This window comes from Streptomyces sp. NPDC029169, assembly GCF_055563935.1.
Genome location: NZ_JBVHXA010000007.1, coordinates 363,049 through 381,216 on the forward strand (window position 1 = coordinate 363,049; position 18,168 = coordinate 381,216).

Genomic DNA, 18,168 nt, shown 5'->3' on the forward strand with positions numbered 1-18,168 from the left:
TACCGCTCAGATCTCCAGCGCCGCCAGCCGCTCCGGGTCCGCGATGATGTCGATCTCCACGATGCGGTCGCCCACGATCGTGAAGGCCATGAGAGCGGCCGTCCGCCCGTTCGCGTACGAGAGGACGCCCGGCGCGCCGTTGACCAGCACCGTCCGGTACGCGCGGCGGAAGCGGGCGAAGGTGAGCGCCTGGCTGATGACCGCCTCGGCGCCGCGGACCAGCTTCGAGGCCGCCGCGAGCACCTTCCCGCCGTCCGCCCGCAGCAGCACGTCCGGGTCGAGGACCGCGAGCAGGCCCTCGAAGTCGCCGCCCTGGGAGGCCGCCATGAAGGCGTCGACGACCTCGCGCTGGCGGGTGACGTCGGGCGCCGGGGCCGGGGCCGCGCCCTGGACGCGGCGGCGGGCCCGGCTGGCGAGCTGGCGCGTCGCGGCCGGCGTGCGGTCCACGATCGGGGCGATCTCGTCGAAGGACACCGCGAACATGTCGTGCAGGACGAACGCCAGCCGCTCGGCCGGACCGAGCGTCTCCAGGACCACCAGCAGCGCCAGGCCGACCGAGTCGGCGAGCAGCGCCTCCTCCTCGGGGTCGGCGGTCGTGCCGTCACCGTCGCGGACCAGCGGATCGGGGACGTAGTACTCCAGCGGGTCCTCGCGGCGCGAGGCGCGCGAGCGCAGCATGTCCAGGCAGACGCGCCCGACGACGGTCGTCAGCCAGCCGCTGAGGTTCCGCACCTCGCCGATGTCCGAGCGGCTGAGCTTGAACCACGCTTCCTGGACGGCGTCCTCGGCCTCGCTCAGCGAGCCGAGCATCCGGTAGGCGACCGCCTTGAGATGGGTGCGGTCGGCGTCGAACCGTGCGGCCAGGAGGTCCTTCTCGTCCATCTGTGCCTTCCCTCGTCGCTTCCCGTGAGCCCATGAGCATCGCTGTAATGACGGACGGCGCCTGCTGTATGTGACCGCAGCGTGAGATTCCCTGTCGCCGCTGCCATGCGCCTGGGTTTTCCCGGCAGACTTGTCAGAGAACCGGGGATTGGCCCTTCAGCGTCGTGATCTTCGACCGTAGATTTTCATGCATGACGACAACTGCGCAGCTCAACGCCGTACTTCGCACCCCGCCCGCCTCCCCCGAGGCCGCGGCCGCCTACTTCTCCGCCAGCCTCGCCTTCCACGCCGACGTCTCCGACGTCGCCGGCGCCATCGCCGCCGACGGCGACCCCGGCTTCGTGGTCCTCGACTCCCGCTCCACCGCCTCCTGGGACCAGGGTCACGTCCCCGGCGCGATCCACCTGCCGACCGCGCTCATCGCCGAGCAGGCCGAGCAGCTGCTCGACAAGTCCGTGCCCGTCGTCACGTACTGCTGGGGCCCCGGCTGCAACGGCGCCACGCGCGCCGCGCTCGCCCTGGCGCAGCTGGGCTACCAGGTGAAGGAGATGCTCGGCGGCTTCGAGTACTGGGTCCGCGAGGGCTTCCCGTACGAGACGTGGGAGGGCCCGGAGAAGAAGGACGCGGACCCGCTCACGGCCCCCGTCGACGCCGAGGACTGTGGCTGCTGAGGCCGCTGCCGGGAAACGGATTAGGGGAACTGCCTCCCATGCCGTAAGGTCATATTCACCGACGCGGGGTGGAGCAGCTCGGTAGCTCGCTGGGCTCATAACCCAGAGGTCGCAGGTTCAAATCCTGTCCCCGCTACTCAGTAGCAAACGAAGGCCCGGATCCAGTCACTGGATCCGGGCCTTCGTCGTGTCCTCAACCTCGCGCTTGACCTTTACGTAGCGTCAAGACTTAGCGTTCTCGGCATGGAGTGGTCCATCCAGGAGATCGCCAAGAAGGCCGGCACCACCAGTCGCACCCTCCGCCATTACGGCGAGCTGGGCCTCCTTGAGCCCAGCCGGATCGGCGCCAACGGTTACCGGTACTACGACCAGGCGGCGCTCGTGCGGCTGCAGCGCATCCTGCTGCTGCGCGAGCTGGGGCTCTCGCTGCCCGCCATCGCCGAGGTCCTCGAAGGCCAGCGGGACACGTCCGCCGCCCTGCGCACCCATCTCCTCCTCCTGGAGCAGGAGCGGGAGCGCATCGGCCGGCAGATCGAGGCCGTGCGGACCACTCTCCACAAGACCGAGACGGGAGAAGAGCTCATGGCGGAAGAAGTGTTCGACGGGTTCGATCACACGCGGTACGAGGAGGAGGTCACCCGGCGCTGGGGACGTGACGCGTACGAGAAGGGCGACCGCTGGTGGCGCTCGCTCAGCGCCGCCGAGAAGCGGGAGTTCAGGAACCGGCAGGTCGCCATCGCCCGCGACTACGCGCAGGCGGCACGCGACGGCCTGGCCGCCGACAGCGACGAGGTCCAGGCGATCACGCGGCGCCACGTGGAGTGGCTGTCGATCACGACGACGCCGACGAAGGAGTACGTGATCGGCCTCGGGCAGATGTACGTCGACGACCCGCGCTTCGGCGCGAACTACGACCAGCACGGCGAGGGCACCGCGCTCCTCGTCCGGGACGCGATGAAGGTCTACGCCGAGCGGAATATGTAGCGGTACGACCGTAGGTAAACGGTGGCCAAAACCGCGCCTGTCGCTTTGCGGGTGCGAGCCGCCCACCGTAACGTCACGCGCACCATGCGTGACAAGGCAGTGATCGACGTACGACGGCGGGCGCCCGCCGTCCTCGTCCTGCTCGCGCTCCTCGCCCTCCTTGTGAGCGTCTGCCACAGGTCGCACGGGCATCATCTGCTCGTCTCACCCGACACGACCACCGTCGTCTCCGCCCCCGCACTGCCGCACGGCTGCGAGCAGCCCGGGGAGACGTGGACCTTCGACGCCCATCTGCCCGCGTCGCAGACCGCGCCGCAGGCCGGCGCGCCGGACGCCGACGGGGCCGTATCTCTTTCCTACGCAGAGGTCTTCCCCGACGGTCCGCACGCGCGCTGCGTCCGCGACCGCGCGGGACCCGGCCCCGAGCCGGGCCGGCTGCTGATCGCCCTCGGAGTGGACCGGAACTGAGCCGGGTCGCACGACACGACCAGGCTTCCTTTCGGCGTACCACTCCAAGGACGTATCCAGATGAACAACCTTCTGTCCGTCGCCGCCCAGACCGTCGGAAACACCCCCGTGCTGTGGATGGACGACGGCTACTGGGCCAAACTCGAAGGCTTCAACTTCGGCGGCATCAAGGACCGCGCCGCCCTCCACATGGTCGAGAAGGCACGCCGCCGCGGAGAGCTGCGGCCCGGCGCGCCCATCGTCGAGTCGACTTCCGGCACTCTCGGCCTCGGCCTCGCGCTGGCCGGAGTGCTGCACGGCCACCCCGTCCACGTCGTCACCGACCCCGGTCTCGAACCGATCGTCGAGCGGATGCTCGTCGCCCACGGTGCCCGGGTCCATGTCGTGCCGGAGCCGAGTCCGCAGGGCGGCTGGCAGCAGGCGCGCATGGACCGGGTGGCGGAGCTGCTTACGAGCCTCGACGGAGCGTGGTGGCCGAACCAGTACGGCAACCCCGACAACCCCGAGGCGTACGGGGGGCTCGCCGCCGAGCTCTCCGCGCAGCTCGACCGGATCGACGTCCTGGTCTGCGCGGTGGGCACGGGCGGGCATTCGGCCGGGATCTCCCGCGCGCTGCGGGCCACGTCCAGCCCCGCCCTGGAGCTGGTCGGCGTGGACAGCGTCCACTCCACCGTCTTCGGGCTCCCCGCCGGTGAGCGGCTGATGCGGGGGCTCGGCTCCTCCATCCACCCCGGCAACGTCGACCACGCCGCCTTCGACGAGGTCCACTGGGTCGGTCCGGCGGACGCGGTCCGGTCCGCCCGGCGCCTGGCGTCACGTCAGTTCGCCACGGGCGGCTGGAGCGTGGGCGCGGTCGCGCTGGTGGCCGGGTGGGTGGCCCGCACCCGGCCGCGCGGGACGCGGATCGCGGCCGTCTTCCCCGACGGGCCGCAGCGGTACTTCGACACGGTCTTCAACGACGAGTTCTGCGCGGCGCACGGGCTCCTCGACGGCCCGGTGCGCGAGGAGCCGGCGGCGTACGAGGGCGATGCGCGGGTCGACGGCTGGACCCGCCGTGTCCTGGAGCGGGAGCGGGTCCGATGAGCGTGCGGACCGAGGCCCCCGCCAAGGGCGGGATCTGGCGGCAGAGCCGTACCTTCGAACCGGCCGTACGGCTGCTCTTCCTCAACCAGCTCACCATCAACCTCGGCTTCTACATGCTGATGCCGTACCTGGCCGCGCATCTGGCCGATGGGCTGGGGATGGCGGCCTGGGCCGTCGGGCTCGTCCTCGGCGTGCGGAACCTCTCCCAGCAGGGCATGTTCCTGGTCGGCGGGGCGCTCGCCGACCGGCTCGGCTTCAAGCCGCTGATCGTGGCCGGCTGCGCGCTGCGGACGGCGGGCTTCGGGGCGCTGGCGTTCGCCCAGTCGCTGCCGGTGCTGATCGCCGCCTCGGTGGCGACGGGCCTGGCGGGGGCGCTGTTCAACCCGGCCGTGCGGGCGTACCTCGCCGCGGAGGCGGGGGAGCGGCGCGTGGAGGCGTTCGCGCTGTTCAACACGTACTACCAGGCCGGGATCCTGCTCGGCCCGCTGGTGGGGGTGGCCCTGACGGGGGTGTCGTTCCGGCTGACGTGCGGGGTGGCGGCGGCGCTGTTCGCCGTACTGACGCTGGTGCAATTGCGGCACCTGCCGGTACGGCTGCGGGAGGCGGCGCCCGGGGACGCCGAGGAGCGGGGGCAGTTCCGTACGGTGCTGGCCAACCGTACGTTCTGGCTCTTCTCGCTGGCGATGACCGGCTCGTACGTGCTGTCCTTCCAGGTCTATCTGGCGCTGCCGCTCGCGGCGGGCGGCACGGCGGCGACGACCGCGCTGTTCGTGGTCTCGGCGCTCGTGGCGCTCGCCGGTCAGCTGCGGATCACTGCCTGGTGCAGGCGCCGGCTGAGCCGGGAGCGGTGTCTGGTCCTGGGACTCGCGCTGATGGGCGGGGCGTTCCTGCTGCCGGTGGCCGTGCCGGGACTCGGGGGCCTGCTGCTGTGCGCGGCGGTCCTGGCCGTCGCGAACGCGGTGCTGTACCCGTACGAGATGGACACGGTCGTCGCGCTCTCGGGCGGGCGGTGGGTGGCCACCCACTACGGGCTCTACAACACCGTCTGCGGGATCGGGATCACGCTCGGGAACCTGGGTACGGGTGTCCTGCTCGACGTCACGGGGTGGTCGGCGACGCCGTGGCTGGTGCTGTGCGCGGTCGGGCTCGTGTGTGCGGGCGCGGTACGGGCGCTGGGGCGGGGCGGGCGGCTGGGCGGGCGGCTGGGCGGGGGTGGATGACGCGTCGTAGTTGAGCCCGGTGTCCCCCACTTGGCCGAGTGGGGGTCGCCGCGCGGCGCGGCTCCCGCCACCCTGGGGAGGGCGCGGTACCGTCCGTCGCCGTCGCCGCGTACGGACCGGGCAGGAGAGCACAGGTGGGGCAGGGGCAGGGGCAGGGTCAGGGACGAGGACGGAACCAGGGACGGAACCAGGGGCGGAACCAGGGCCGGAACCAGGGACGGAATCAGGGACGCAGCCAGGGGCGGAACCAGGGCCGGAACCAAGGGCAGGGGCGGGGAGAGCCGAACGGGCGCCCCGGGCCGCGCGCCGAGCAGGCTCGCCGGTTCATCCGCGCCCTGCCCCCGCTCGTCATCCTCGGCGGTGTCGTCTTCGACCTCTCCACCCCGCCCTCGTACACGGCCTCCCCGATGTTCTCGGCCGCGCCGCTCATCGCGGCCCCGTTCTTCTCGATGCTGACGACGCTCCTCACCGGCATCGCCGCGGTCCTCGCCGGCGTCGGTCTGCACGTCTACAACGACACCGTCACCGATGTCCCCTCCCTTATCGAGATGTTGACCGTCGTCACCGTCGCCGGCCTCGCCCTGCTCATCAACGGGGTCGTCCGGCGCAGCGGGCAGCGGCTCGCCTCGGCGCGGGTGATCGCCGAGACCGCGCAGAAGGCCGTCCTGCCGACGCCCGCCGAGCGGATCGGTGGGCTCCACGTCGCGGCCCGCTACGAGGCCGCGCAGGCGGACGCGTTCATCGGCGGCGACCTGTTCGCCGTCCAGGACACGCCGTACGGGGTACGGCTCGTGGTCGGCGACGTGCGGGGCAAGGGGCTCGACGCCGTCGAGGCGGTCGCTGTCGTGATCGGCGCCTTCCGGGAGGCGGCCGAGCAGGAGGCGACCCTGGAGGGCGTCGCGCAGCGCCTCGAGCGGGCGCTGGCCCGGGAGGGCACGCGCCGCTCCGGCCTCGACGCCTTCGAGGGGTTCACCACCGCAGTCCTGGCCGAGATCCCGCGCGGGCGCGGGCGCGTACGGGTGGTCAACCGCGGCCACCCCGAGCCGCTGCTGCTGTACGCGGACGGGGGCGTGGCGCTCCTGGAGCCGACCGAGCCCGCGCTGCCGCTCGGCATGGGCGAGCTGGCCGCCTGGCCGGACCGGGCCGACGAGGCCCCGTACCCGCCGGGCGCGACGCTGCTCGTCTACACCGACGGTCTCTCGGAGGCGCGCGACGCCTCGGGGGCCTTCTACGAACCGGCCGAGCGGCTCGCCGGGCGGATCTTCCCGGGGCCGGAGGAGCTGCTCGACGCGCTCGTCGACGACGTCCGCCGGTACACGGGCGGCGGCGCCCAGGACGACATGGCGCTGCTGGCGGTGAGCCGGCCGGGGGCGGGGCAGCCGGAGCGGCGCCGCACGATGCCGGTGGTGCCGTGACCACCCGTACGTGACCACCCGTACGTGACCATCCGTAGTGGAGAGGTACCGCTGCGATAACAATTGACGCACCGTCAGTTCCCAGGTCCCGGCAAAGGTCCGTACTGAAGCGGGATCAAATCGGGCTGTACTGGCTCAATCTCGCGAATGATCAACCGGAACGGCTTGGAATCCGGCCCTCGTGTCTATTAACGTTCGATAACGCAGCGCGGTCGTCCCAGCCGTCGCAAGAGACGGCACCGTGCGCACGCGCCGAATCCTGAAAAGGAACCGGGGAACCACCACTTGGGGTGAATCGGGCACCGTCGCACCCGTGCGGCACAGCCCGTAGGAGACCTTCCTGCTCCGAACCCGTCAGCTAACCCGGTAGGCGAGAAGGAAGGAAAGGAGCACGCCTCCGTGGCGTCCAACACCCCTGCCCCCGAAGCCCACTTCGATGCGTTCGGTGCCTCGGGCACCGCCGGGACGGACGACGACGCGACGGCGTGGGGGGAGTGGAACCCCACCGAGGACTCCCTGCGGCAGCAGTCCCGTTCGGGTGGCCGCCACCGCGTCGTGAAGCAGCGCTCCGGCTTCGCCCGCTCCTCCACCGTCCTCGGCGTCGGTGTCATCGCGGCCGTCGGCGCGGGCGGCATGGCGACCGCCCAGGACAAGGCCCCGGTCTCGATATCGCTCCCCGACCTCGACCTGCCGGACGCCTCCGAGCTGCCCGGCGTCGGCGAGCTCATCTCCGACGAGGACGGCGCGGACGGTACGGACGGTTCGGGCTCCGGGACGAACAACCCCCAGCCGCTCACGGCGAACCTCGCCCTGCCGGCCGACAGCGCCGGGCAGGCCGGGGGCTCCTCCGCCTCGACGGCGGACGCCGGTGAGGCGCTGCGTGCCCGCATCCTCCAGCAGGCCGAGCAGCAGCAGGCCTCCGCCGACGCCGCCGAGAAGGCCGCGGCGGAGAAGGCGGCCGCCGAGAAGGCCGCGGCGGAGGCGGCGGCCAAGGCGGACGCGGCCGAGAAGGCGGCGGCCGAGGCGAAGCGGAAGGCCGAGGAGGAGGCGGCGGCGAAGGCCGAGGCGGAGCGCCTGGCGAAGCTCGCCGCGAGCTACGCGCTGCCCACGTCCTCGTACACCCTCACCTCCACCTACGGCCAGTCCGGCTCCATGTGGTCCTCCGGCTACCACACCGGCCTCGACTTCGCGGCGCCCACCGGCACCCCGATCAAGGCGGTGCACGGCGGCACGATCAAGTCGGCGGGCTGGTCCGGCTCATACGGCTACCGGATCGTCCTGGAACTGGAGGACGGTACGGAGGTCTGGTACGCGCACCTGTCCTCGATGACGGTGAGCGTGGGCCAGTCGGTGGGCACCGGCGACACGATCGGCCGCGTGGGCGCGACCGGCAATGTGACCGGCCCGCACCTGCACCTGGAGGTCCACACCCCGGGCGGCGACGGCATCGACCCGGCGGCCTGGCTGGCGAGCAAGGGCCTCTCGGTCTGATCCTCTGACGCGGCGCCGGGCGGCGGGGTCGCACCCTTCGCGTCGCAGGGCCTGCCTCAGCTCCGGTACGGGTTGTAGCCGCCGTAGTCCAGGTACTGCGGCGGCGCCCACACCCGGCCCGTCGCCCGGGCCGCGTAGGTCAGGGCGGGGGAGGCGACCGGTTTGCGCTGCCAGAGGTGGTGGAGCAGCTCCTGCTCGCGCGCCGTGAAGTCCGGGACCGGCGCGCCGCGCTGGGCGCGGTGGCGCAGGAAGGCGAGGGTCGTCGCGAACGCCTCGTACTCGTTGACCGTGGTGGCGGCCGGCTTGCCGTAGGCACGGCGGGCGTAGTCGCGGGCCATGGAGCGGGCCCGCATCGAGGAGAGCGCGAGCGGCTCGGCGGGCGAGAGCCAGCCGGCCGCCGCGTACGCCGGGAGCTGCCCGGATATCGTGCGCAGCTCCCGCTGCCTGCTCCATATCGCGAGCCAGGTCAGCAGGCCGAAGGCGGGCACCATGAGCATGCCGTAGACCAGGATGAAGCCGAACGGGCCGAGGAGGGTCGCGGAGCCGTTCCACAGCGCATGCATGAGCATGGCGAGGAGCAGTCCGGCAAGGGGCAGCAGCGTCCGGCGCACCCGCAGGAACCTCCGGCGGGAGGTGGCGAGGGCGGCGAAAGCGAAGCCGAGGCCGGTGAAGACGGTGAAGAGCGGATGCGCGAACGGCGACATCACGATCCGTACGAAGAAGGTGCCCGCGGTCATGGAGCCGAGGCCGTCGGAGCCGAGATCCTGGTCCTCTCCGAAGGCGTTGCCGAGATAGAGGATGTTCTCGGTGAAGGCGAAGCCCGTGGCGGTGAAGCCGGCGACCACGACGCCGTCGACGAGGCCGGTGAAGTGCCGCCGCCGGAAGAGGAATATCAGCAGGATCGCCGCGGCCTTGGCGCTCTCCTCGACGACCGGGGCGACGACCGTGGCGCCGAGGGACTCGGCGGAGGCGGGGTCGGCGGTGGCGGTCGCGATCCAGCGGACCGCGAAGGAATTGGCGAGGATCGCGACGAGCGTGGCGGCGCAGGCGCCCCAGGCGAAGGCGAAGATCAGGTTCTTCCACGGGCCCGGTTCGACCCGGTCCAGCCAGCGGAACGCGGCCATGAGCAGCGGGACCGGCAGGACGGCCAGGCCGAGGCCGACGAGGAAGCCCTCGGTGCCGGTCTGCTCCCGGACGATCGCGAGGATCACCAGCGCGCAGAGCGCCAGCACGGTGACCACGGCGACGGCCCGGACCACCTTGCTGCGCCAGAAGGCGCGACGAGGCCTGTAGCGCCACTGGGCGCGGTCCGGAACGGCCGGGAAGGCCGGCTCCTCGGTGTCCCGGGTGGGGACGGGGACGCTGTTCGACACATGAGCGACCCTAACGAGCCGAACTGACACTGTGCGAGGGAGTTCTCCGTCTGATCTTGCGCAGCGCTCCCGTGCCTCGAAGCTGGTCCTTGGGCGGCTGATGCACTCGCAGGTGAACGTGGTCCTCTTCGCCGTCGTCGCATGTCGTCGGTGATCGTGTTGAACCGATACATGACATCGACAAATAGAGGTGTGTGCAGATCGCGTCCAATATGCATCAGGTTGCGACATCGCGGTTCTCGGTGTGCCGCAGCGATCTAGCTTCGGCGTGTGAGCGGGCGTGCGATGGTCAAGCGGCAGTTCGGGCATCGAGTCCGGCTGGCTCTGACGCCTGCGCAGGTCCGGCTCCTGGACGGCCAGGCGCACGCGGCCCGCACGATGTGGAACTGCCTGCACGAGTGGTGGACGATGCTCCCCAGGGACCGCAGGTCTCTGGGCGCCGCTGATGCGGCGATCCGTCAGGCCCGCAAGGAGATCGACTGGCTCGGTGTCCTGCCCGCCCAAGCCGCGCAAGCGGTGCTCAAGACGTACTTCCAGGCGTGGAGGAACTGCTTCGAAGGTCGGGCGGGCGAGCCAGGCTTCAAGGCGCGCTTCCGGACGGTGATGTCCGTGGACATCCCGCAGGGCCGGGACCTGCATGTCGTCCGCGTCCACCGCCGGTGGGGGCTGGTCAACATCCCCAAGGTGGGCCGGGTCCGCTTCCGGTGGACGACGGATCTACCGGTCGGTAGACGAGCCGACCAGGAGAACCGGATCACGGGGGCGCGGTTGGTCAAGGACGCGTTGGGCTGGCATGTCGCCTTCCGCGTCCAGACCCTTGAGCCCGAGCCTGAGCCGCATAGCGGGCCTGAGGTCGGCATCGACGTCGGGGTGGCCGTGCCGCTGGCCCTTTCGGACGGGGCGACGTACGAGCACGGCAAGTGGCTGACAACGAAGGAGCAGGCGACGCTGCTGCGCCTGGAACGGCGAGCAGCCCGCCGCAAGACCTGTCGCAAGCGAGGCGAGCGCATCTCGAAACGCCTGCGGGCGACCTATGACCGGATCCACGGGCTTCGCGCGAGAGCCAAGCGCAGGCGCCTGGACTGGCAGCACAAGACCACCACGAGCATCGCTCAGAAGTACGGCACCGTGGTGGTGGAGGCATTGCAGATCACGAACATGGTCAGGTCCGCCAAAGGAACGGTCGAGCAGCCCGGGAAAAAAGTCGCTCAGAAGTCCGGCCTCAACCGCTCCATCCAGGCTGAGGCGTGGAGTCGCACCGTCGAGCTGCTGACGTACAAGACCACCCGGCAAGGCGGCACTCTGGTGAACGTCCCAGCTCCTGGAACCTCGCAGCGTTGCTCCGCCTGCGGCATCACCACGCCGGGCAGCCGGGAGTCCCAGGCCGTGTTCGTGTGTAAGAACCCCGACTGTGGCTGGACCGGCAACGCCGACCACAACGCAGGCCGGAATATCCTGCACCTTTACCGGATGAGCCTCGGGCTCGTCCCGGCTGCCGGGAGGGCAGTCGTCAGGCGCGCACGTCGCGTCAAGCCCACCACCGCAAGGTAGGAGGGAATCTCCTCCGCTCGCGGAGGAGAGCACTTCAATTCCTGTGGAAAAGCAGATCGTGCACGACGTGACCCTTGTTCAGGCCCTGCCCCTCGAAGCGGGTGAGGGGGCGGAAGGCGGGGCGGGGTGCGTAGCCGCCGTCGGGCTGGGTGTTCTCGAAGTCGGGGTGGGCGGAGAGGACCTCGAGCATCTGCTCGGCGTACTCCTCCCAGTCCGTGGCGCAGTGCAGGACGGCGCCGGGCTTCATGCGCGTCGCGAGGAGCGTGAGGAACTCGGGCTGGATCAGGCGCCGCTTGTGGTGGCGCTTCTTGGGCCAGGGGTCCGGGAAGTAGACGCGGCAGCCGTCGAGGGCGTCGGGGGTGAGCATCTCGCGGAGCAGGATGATCGCGTCGCCGTTGGCGACCCGGACGTTCTCCAGACCGCCCCGGTCGGCGAGACCGAGGAGGTTGCCCTGGCCGGGGGTGTGCACGTCCACGGCGAGGATGCCGGTGCCGGGGTCGGCGGCGGCCATCTGGGCCGTGGCCTCGCCCATGCCGAAGCCGATCTCCAGGACGACGGGCAGGCCGCCGAACATGTCGTTCAGATCGAGGGTCCGCTTGCCGTCGATGTCGAGACCCCAGTCGGGCCACCGCTTGAGCAGCGCCTCGGCCTGCCCCGCGGTGACGCGGCTGCGGCGGGGCTGGAAGCTGCGGATCCGCTGCTCGTGGTGCGACCCGGCGGGATCGGGCAGCGGCCCTTCCCCGGCGGCGAACCGCTGACTGCCCCGCTGGAAGCCGACGGACTCGGTGCGGGGGGCGGCGACGGGGTGCGTGGCGGTTTCACGAGACTCAGACACAATGCGCCCAATTCTACGTGGCGCGGACCGGTCCCTGTGTGGGCGGCTACAGGAGCGCCAGGGCCCTGGACGCGACCTCGCGGCCGATCGGCAGGCTCGCCGTCGCCGCCGGGGAAGGGGCGTTCAGGACGTGGACCGTGCGCGGGGCCTCGCGGATCAGGAAGTCGTCGACCAGCGTCCCGTCCCGCAGCACCGCCTGCGCCCGCACCCCCGCGGGGGCCCGGCGCAGATCCGTTTCCTCCACCGACGGGAGCAGCCTGCGCACCGCCGCAGTGAACGCCCGCTTCGACAGCGAGCGACGCAGCTCACCCGCTCCGTACCGCCAGTGCTCGCGGGCGATCTGCCACGACCCGGGCCACGCCAGCGTCCCCGCCAGGTCACCGGGCCGGACGACCGACCAGTCGTACCCCTCCCGGGCCAGCGCCGGCACCGCGTTCGGTCCGACGTGGACGCCGCCGTCGGTGCCCCGTGTCAGGTGGACGCCCAGGAACGGGAACGCCGGGTCTGGGACCGGATACACCAGGCCGCGGATCAGGGCGGGGTTCGCCAGCTCGTAGTACTCACCGCGGAAGGGCACGATCCGCATGTCCGGCTCGTCGCCGGCCAGGCGCGCCACCCGGTCGCAGTGCAGCCCCGCGCAGTTCACCAGGACCCGGCCCCGCACCACCGTCCCGGCTGCCGTCCGGACGGCGACGCCCCAGGGCCGCCGGTCGACGGCGGTGACCTCCGAGCCGTACAGGATCCGCGCGCCGGAGGCCTCGGCGAGCTGCGCCGCCACCGCTCCGTAGTCGCAGATCCCGGTCGTGCCGACATGGATCGCGGCGAGGCCCCGCACGCTCGGTTCGTATGCGGCGATCTGCGCGGGCCCCAGCTCCCGCACCGGGATGCCGTTCTCCCGGCCGCGCTGCACGAGCGCGTGCAGCCGGGGCAGCTCGTCCCGCCCGGTGGCGACGATCAGCTTGCCTGTGACCTCGTAGGGCAGGCCGTACTCCGCGCAGAACTTGACCATCTCGGCCGCGCCCGCGACCGCGAACCGCGCCTTCAGGGAGCCCGGCCGGTAGTAGATCCCGCTGTGGATCACCCCGCTGTTCCGCCCGGTCTGGTGGCGGGCCGGGGCGTGCTCCTTCTCCAGGACCGTGACGCGGGTGCCGGGGGCGGCGCGCGTCAGGGCGTACGCCGTCGACAGACCGACGATCCCGCCGCCGATCACGAGCACGTCGCAGTCGACGTCGTGCCTGTACACCCGCACCACCTCCCACCCCGATAGTGCACTGGCCCACTGACAGACGGGCTAAACCCCCTGGGACACGCGTCACGCCGGGGTCATCAGCAGGGGCCGCGCCCGCTCCCGCAGCTCCATGACCCTCGGCTCGTCCCCGTACGGTTCGAGGCGGTGCAGCAGATCCCGTACGTACTCGGTGGTACGGGCGGACGAGATCCGGCCCGCGACCTCCACCGCGCGCGTGCCGGCCGCGCAGGCCGCGTCCAGATTGCCCGACTCCAGCTCCGCGACCGCCGACACCACGAGCCGCAGCCCGTGCGAGCGGACGAACTCCTCCGTCGGCCGGGACAGCGCCTGCTCGGTGAAGCGGCGCACCTGGCGCGGCGCCTTCAGGTCCCGGTAGCACTCGGCGGCGTCCGCGCAGAACCGGTCGTACGAGTAGAAGCCCAGCCACGACGGGTCGGCGTCGCCCTCCCGCGAGCGCTCCAGCCAGCCCTCGGCCGCCTTGAGCGCCCCGGCGGCGGCCGTGCCGTCGTTGGCCTTCGCGTGCGCGCGGGCCTCGACGAGCCGGAAGAAGGACATGGTGCGGGCGGTGGCGAGCCCCCGGTTGCGCTCCAGGGCGGCCTGGGCGAGGTCCACGCCCTCGTCGGCGAAGCCCCGGTAGGTGGCCTGGAGCGACATGGAGGCGAGGACATAGCCGCCCAGGGGCACGTCGGCGGCGGCGCGGGCGAGGCGCAGCGCCTGGATGTAGTAGCGCTGGGCGGCCTCCTGCTGGCCGGTGTCGAAGGCCATCCAGCCGGCCAGCCGGGTCAGCTCGGCGGTCGCGCCGAACAGGGCCCGGCCGACCTCGTCCGAGTACGAGCCGAGCAGCAGCGGCGCGGCGTCGACGCGTAAGCACTCGGGGACCATCGAGGAACGCCAGTCACCGCCGCCGTACTTGGAGTCCCAGCGGCGCGCGTCCTCGGCGGCCTCGCGGAGCTTGGCGACGTCGCTGTGCCCCACGCGCGCGTGGAGGCCGGTCTCCGGTCCCTCGGCCGGCGGTCCTTCGCCCGACGGGCCCTCGACGGGCTCAAGGAGGCGCTCCACGGAGGAGTCGGCGGGGGTTATCAGCCATCGGGAGGCGGGGGTCGCGTACGCGCTGACCGCGAAGGATCCGGCGAGCGACTGCCAGATCCCGCCGCCGCCGGCCCGGCGGCCGGCGAGATCCAGCCGGTAGAGCTCGGTGGCCGAGCGGACCGCCTCGCCCACGTCGCGCGGGAAGGCGAGACCCACCTCGGGCGCCGGGTCGGCGTCCGCGAGCCCGATCTCGTGCAGCGGCACGGGACGGCCGAGCTTCTGCCCGATCGCGGCGGCGATCAGATGCGGGGCCGCGCCCTGCGGCACCATGCCCTTCGACACCCACCGGGCCACCGACGTCTTGTCGTAACGAAGCGTCAGACCGCGCTGTGCGCCGAGGTCGTTGACTCGCCGGGCGAGACCGGCGTTGCTGATTCCCGCGAGGGCGAGAACCGTGCCGAGCTTTTCGTTCGGCCCGCGTTGCTCCCTGGACATGACGCCACCCCTCGACCACCCAGACGGCCGCCACGACGCCGGGCATAGGCGTGCGGCATTCGTAAACACAGCGTAGTTCGCCGCATCCCTACCGTTAAGGGGCGGACTTCCGTATGGCGGGATTGTTGTGGGAACAGACGGATGGCCGACAGATGGCGTAGCGGCGTCGGCGGGCGCGGTGCGCCGCCCGGAGCTGTCTGCCGCTGTCGGGGCCTACACGGCGGCTGCGTCCTGTGCGCCGTCCGGCCCGGTCCGCGCTGCCGGGGCCTGTCGGGGGGCTGCGGTCCGGTGCGCTGTCCGGCGCGTCCCGCGCTGTCGGGACCCTGCGAGGGCCCCCTGCCACAGCGCTGTCGGGGCCCTGCGTGCCACGGCGCTGCGGTCCGGTGCGCCGTCCGGCGTCGTCCCGCGCCGCCGGGCCCTGCCGGGGCCCCTGCCACGGCGCTGTTGGGCGGGTCGGGGCCGGCCACCACTTGCGCCGTCCGGCGCTGCCGGGACCCTGCCAGGGCCCCTGTCACGTCGCTGCCGGGGCGCTGTTCGGGCGCTGTTGGGGCGCCCGCGGGGCGCCTTGGGGCGCGTGCTCCGGGTGTGTGGCCGTGCGCCCGGCCGTGCGCTCTCGCCCGGTCGGCGGGGGAGGGCTTCCATGAGTCCTGCGTGGGTCGGCCCACTCGGCTGTGGACCGGTGGGCTGGGGGATACCGTCGCCCCGCTCCCCGCGGGCGACGGACGGCTCCGGGAGGCGGACACGCCTCCCGGACTGCCGACGGCCCACGATGCCGGGTCCGCGCCGTTTCCGTGCCCGTTTCCGTGCCGCGTCCGCGCCGGGTCGTGCCCGGTCGTGCCGGTTCTGCGCCGCGTCGTGCCGGGTCCGCTGCGCGTCCACGCCGTTCCGCGCCCGGTCCCCGCCCCGTCCGCGTCGAGTCCGCGCCAGGCCCCCGCCCGGTCCGCGCCCCGTCCGCGCCCCCGCCCACGCCGCGTCTGCGCCCGGTCGTGCCGGCTCCCGCCCCGTCCGCGTCGAGTCCGCGCCAGGCCCCCGCCCGGTCCGCGCCCCGTCCGCGCCCCCGCCCACGCCGCGTCCGCGCCCGGTCGTGCCGGTCCCCGCCCCGTCCGCGTCGAGTCCGCGCCAGGCCCCCGCCCTGTCCGCCTCCGAGAATGGCCGAATGACGACGGTCGTTGAACCGCTGACAACTGGCCCATGCCAGGGGCGCATTCGCGTTCGCCCGCGCGACCCCGGAGCCCCCTCCGCGCGCTCTTGTCGTGGCAGCATGTTCCTCCACTGAACCGACGTGGAGGCGCCGATGCGATGGCTGGTGGGCTGGAGCAGTGTCGCCGCGAGCTTCGGCCCGACGAGTACGGCCGGTGCCGTGGGGGGCCCGGCCGCCGACGGGCGCACGGTGCATCCGGTGGGCGCGCAGCTGCTGTGGGGTGACCCCGATCCGCTGTGGGCGGTCGGCGACTGGCGCCCCGACGAGGTGCGCGTGATCCGTATCGACGCGCACACCCGCCTTGCCATACTGGGGTGTTGTGCTGCGAGCGACGAGGAACTGAGGGTCGGGCTGCTCACCGCGCGCGGGGGCGCGCTGCGCCATCTCACCGCCTGGGCGGGCAGCTACACGGCGGTCGTGCAGGTCGGCCGCCGGATCACCGTGACCGGCGATCTGGCAGGCGCGCGGCCGGTGTTCCACACCCCGTGGGCCAACGGGACGGCGTACGCGACGGCCGCCCTGCCCCTCGCGGACCTCATCGAGGCCCAGCTCGACATCGGGCATCTGGCGGCGCTGCTCGCCTGCCCCGAGACCCCGGAGGCGCTGCGCGACTCCACACCGTACGAAGGGGTGAAGCGGGTGCCGCCCGGGCACGCGCTGATCCTGCGGGAGGGCTCGCGGGAGATCACCGGGTACGAACCGGTGGCCTCGCTCGCCGTCGCCGCGGCGGAGATCGAGCCGCGGCGGGCGGTGGAGGGCGTACGGGACGCCCTGATCGACGCCGTACGGGCCCGGCTCACCGCGCCCCGGCACGCACCGGAGTCGCCGCTTCCGGACCCGGGGCCCGTGCCCGGGATGGGGCCCGCCGAGCGACGCGCGGCCCGGGGCGGCGGCCCGGCGCCGGGCATCGGGGCGGACCTGTCCGGCGGCAGCGCGTCCGGCACGCTCGCGCTCCTCGCGGCCGGCCTGCCGGGGGTGCCCGGGACGATCCTGGGCCACGGGACGGGAGCGGGGGAGCGGCTGCTCGCCGTCACCTTCAACGACCTGACGGCCCGTGGCGGGGAGGACGAGCTGGAGCGGGCCCGGGCCATCGCGGCGAACCCGCGGCTGCACCACGTGGTCGTGGCGACGGGCGAGGAGGCGCTGCCCTACGCCGAGCTCGAGGGGCCGCTGACCGACGAGCCCGGTCCTTCGCTGGTCGTCGCCGACCGGCACAGGCGGCGGCTCGCGGGCGGCAGCGCGGACCACTTCACGGGCCTGGGGGCCCGTCAGGTCCTGGACGCGCACCCGGCGCGGCTGGCCGATCTGCTGATGGACCGCCGGCGCCGATCCCTCCTACGGCCGGTGACGGCACTGGCCAAGGCGACGGGCCCGTCGGCGGGTTCGCTGCTCGTCCCGCTGACGGTCTACCGGGCGGCGCGCCGGCTCGCCCGTACGCCGTACCGGTCAGGCATCGAGGAGGCGGCGCGGCGGCTCCTCGACGCGAACCGTCCAGGCCCCGGGGCCTTCGGCCCCCTGGAGGCGTCCCTCTCCGCGCTGACATGGTCGCGCCCCGGCCCCGCGGCACGGTGGCTGACGGGTGAGGCGCTGGCTGAAGTATCGGTTCGCCTGACCCGGGCGGCGACGCTGCCGACGTCGGTGCAGCGGCCCGGGGAGGCACGCGCGCGTGCGGCCCTCGCGAGGGCGGCGGCGGACCACCGCGTGCTCGAACAGGCCGCGGAGATCCGCGGCCAGCGCCTTCACGCCCCCTTCCTGGACAACCAGGTGGTACGGGCCTGCCGCGACCTCCCCGAATCGCTCCGGGTCCAGCCGGGCGCCCGGGCGTCCGTCCTGCGCACGGTCCTCGCGGGGGCGGGCGTCCACGACCTCCCGCCGGGCTGGGGCGCACCGAACCCCGCGGTCCCGGCCGCGGCCAACCGCGCGGGCCTGCGCGCCGCCCTCCCGGACCTGATGGCCCTCTTCGAGGCCCCGCTCCTCGCCGACGCGGGCCTGATCGAGGCTCGCGTGGTCCGCAAGGCCCTCCACGCGGCGGCCGACGGCGACCCGGTCCCCCTGGACGGCCTCGCCGACCTCGTCTCCACCGAACTCTGGCTCCACCGCCTCCTGGCCCGCCGCGGCACCTGCTGGACAGGCACGGCGGCCCCCCGCCAGCGCCAGGCGGTGGTGGGCCCGCTGGTCCCGGCGACCCGGAGGTCGCTGCCGGCGTGAGGTGGGGGCGGGG

14 protein-coding genes, 1 tRNA gene and 1 riboswitch are annotated in these 18,168 nt (G+C 73.0%); of the genes, 10 read left to right on the plus strand and 5 right to left on the minus strand.

Annotated features, from left to right (window positions below; genetic code table 11):
* Positions 1-6 precede the first annotated feature (6 nt).
* A complete protein-coding gene (gene sigJ / locus ACZ4VI_RS16875) occupies positions 7-882 on the minus strand; it encodes an RNA polymerase sigma factor SigJ (RefSeq protein ID WP_467999955.1) in 876 nt (291 codons plus the stop codon).
* A gap of 191 nt (positions 883-1,073) precedes the next feature.
* On the opposite strand from sigJ, the gene ACZ4VI_RS16880 reads away from it, so the two are divergent.
* The 8 genes from ACZ4VI_RS16880 (at position 1,074) to ACZ4VI_RS16915 (ending at position 8,214) form a co-directional block, all read left to right on the plus strand.
* Positions 1,074-1,553 carry a rhodanese-like domain-containing protein gene (locus ACZ4VI_RS16880; protein ID WP_467999956.1) on the plus strand — a complete coding sequence of 160 codons (480 nt, stop codon included), beginning with the start codon at positions 1,074-1,076 and terminating at the stop codon, positions 1,551-1,553.
* 62 nt (positions 1,554-1,615) lie between these two features.
* Positions 1,616-1,689, plus strand: a tRNA-Met gene (locus tag ACZ4VI_RS16885).
* A 107-nt stretch (positions 1,690-1,796) separates the two neighbouring features.
* Positions 1,797-2,537 (plus strand): MerR family transcriptional regulator, encoded by a 741-nt coding sequence (locus ACZ4VI_RS16890; protein WP_467999957.1) that lies wholly within the window; start codon positions 1,797-1,799, stop codon positions 2,535-2,537.
* An 84-nt stretch (positions 2,538-2,621) separates the two neighbouring features.
* On the plus strand, positions 2,622-3,005 hold the full coding sequence (locus tag ACZ4VI_RS16895; RefSeq protein ID WP_467999958.1) for a hypothetical protein: 384 nt from the start codon (positions 2,622-2,624) through the stop codon (positions 3,003-3,005).
* Positions 3,006-3,065: 60 nt separating this feature from the next.
* Positions 3,066-4,088 carry a PLP-dependent cysteine synthase family protein gene (locus tag ACZ4VI_RS16900; RefSeq protein WP_467999959.1) on the plus strand — a complete coding sequence of 341 codons (1,023 nt, stop codon included), beginning with the start codon at positions 3,066-3,068 and terminating at the stop codon, positions 4,086-4,088.
* Positions 4,085-5,308 (plus strand): MFS transporter, encoded by a 1,224-nt coding sequence (locus ACZ4VI_RS16905; protein WP_467999960.1) that lies wholly within the window; start codon positions 4,085-4,087, stop codon positions 5,306-5,308. The genes ACZ4VI_RS16900 and ACZ4VI_RS16905 overlap by 4 nt, the downstream gene beginning before the upstream one ends.
* 134 nt (positions 5,309-5,442) lie before the next feature.
* On the plus strand, positions 5,443-6,723 hold the full coding sequence (locus ACZ4VI_RS16910) for a PP2C family protein-serine/threonine phosphatase (protein WP_467999961.1): 1,281 nt from the start codon (positions 5,443-5,445) through the stop codon (positions 6,721-6,723).
* A 240-nt stretch (positions 6,724-6,963) separates the two neighbouring features.
* Positions 6,964-7,111, plus strand: a riboswitch (cyclic di-AMP (ydaO/yuaA leader).
* Positions 7,112-7,122: 11 nt separating this feature from the next.
* Positions 7,123-8,214 (plus strand): M23 family metallopeptidase, encoded by a 1,092-nt coding sequence (locus ACZ4VI_RS16915; protein WP_467999962.1) that lies wholly within the window; start codon positions 7,123-7,125, stop codon positions 8,212-8,214.
* A gap of 56 nt (positions 8,215-8,270) precedes the next feature.
* On the opposite strand, the gene ACZ4VI_RS16920 is transcribed toward ACZ4VI_RS16915, so the two are convergent.
* A complete protein-coding gene (locus tag ACZ4VI_RS16920; RefSeq protein ID WP_467999963.1) occupies positions 8,271-9,587 on the minus strand; it encodes a PrsW family intramembrane metalloprotease in 1,317 nt (438 codons plus the stop codon).
* Between the two features lie 285 nt (positions 9,588-9,872).
* On the opposite strand from ACZ4VI_RS16920, the gene ACZ4VI_RS16925 reads away from it, so the two are divergent.
* Positions 9,873-11,138: an RNA-guided endonuclease InsQ/TnpB family protein gene (locus ACZ4VI_RS16925; RefSeq protein WP_467999989.1), complete on the plus strand. Its 1,266-nt coding sequence runs from the start codon at positions 9,873-9,875 to the stop codon at positions 11,136-11,138.
* Between the two features lie 34 nt (positions 11,139-11,172).
* Here ACZ4VI_RS16925 and trmB read toward each other — a convergent pair whose 3' ends face one another.
* The 3 genes from trmB to ACZ4VI_RS16940 all read right to left on the minus strand — a co-directional run bounded on the left by trmB (position 11,173) and on the right by ACZ4VI_RS16940 (position 14,746).
* Positions 11,173-11,973, minus strand: a complete 801-nt coding sequence (gene trmB / locus ACZ4VI_RS16930; RefSeq protein WP_467999964.1) for a tRNA (guanosine(46)-N7)-methyltransferase TrmB — start codon at positions 11,971-11,973, stop codon at positions 11,173-11,175.
* 46 nt (positions 11,974-12,019) lie between these two features.
* On the minus strand, positions 12,020-13,216 hold the full coding sequence (gene lhgO, locus ACZ4VI_RS16935) for an L-2-hydroxyglutarate oxidase (RefSeq protein WP_467999965.1): 1,197 nt from the start codon (positions 13,214-13,216) through the stop codon (positions 12,020-12,022).
* Positions 13,217-13,285: 69 nt separating this feature from the next.
* A complete protein-coding gene (locus tag ACZ4VI_RS16940; RefSeq protein ID WP_467999966.1) occupies positions 13,286-14,746 on the minus strand; it encodes an MFS transporter in 1,461 nt (486 codons plus the stop codon).
* Positions 14,747-16,040: 1,294 nt separating this feature from the next.
* Here ACZ4VI_RS16940 and ACZ4VI_RS16945 point away from each other — a divergent pair.
* A complete protein-coding gene (locus ACZ4VI_RS16945) occupies positions 16,041-18,155 on the plus strand; it encodes an asparagine synthase-related protein (RefSeq protein WP_467999967.1) in 2,115 nt (704 codons plus the stop codon).
* Positions 18,156-18,168: the final 13 nt, after the last annotated feature.

What these genes read in the sequence shown, in the direction of transcription:
- sigJ (WP_467999955.1), bottom strand. Translation starts at nt 882, where the DNA reads ATGGACGAGAAGGACCTCCTGGCCGCACGGTTCGACGCCGACCGCACC.
- ACZ4VI_RS16925 (WP_467999989.1), top strand. Translation starts at nt 9,873, where the DNA reads ATGGTCAAGCGGCAGTTCGGGCATCGAGTCCGGCTGGCTCTGACGCCT.
- ACZ4VI_RS16900 (WP_467999959.1), top strand. Translation starts at nt 3,066, where the DNA reads ATGAACAACCTTCTGTCCGTCGCCGCCCAGACCGTCGGAAACACCCCC.
- ACZ4VI_RS16905 (WP_467999960.1), top strand. Translation starts at nt 4,085, where the DNA reads ATGAGCGTGCGGACCGAGGCCCCCGCCAAGGGCGGGATCTGGCGGCAG.
- ACZ4VI_RS16895 (WP_467999958.1), top strand. Translation starts at nt 2,622, where the DNA reads ATGCGTGACAAGGCAGTGATCGACGTACGACGGCGGGCGCCCGCCGTC.
- ACZ4VI_RS16945 (WP_467999967.1), top strand. Translation starts at nt 16,041, where the DNA reads ATGCGATGGCTGGTGGGCTGGAGCAGTGTCGCCGCGAGCTTCGGCCCG.
- ACZ4VI_RS16940 (WP_467999966.1), bottom strand. Translation starts at nt 14,746, where the DNA reads ATGTCCAGGGAGCAACGCGGGCCGAACGAAAAGCTCGGCACGGTTCTC.
- ACZ4VI_RS16880 (WP_467999956.1), top strand. Translation starts at nt 1,074, where the DNA reads ATGACGACAACTGCGCAGCTCAACGCCGTACTTCGCACCCCGCCCGCC.
- ACZ4VI_RS16890 (WP_467999957.1), top strand. Translation starts at nt 1,797, where the DNA reads ATGGAGTGGTCCATCCAGGAGATCGCCAAGAAGGCCGGCACCACCAGT.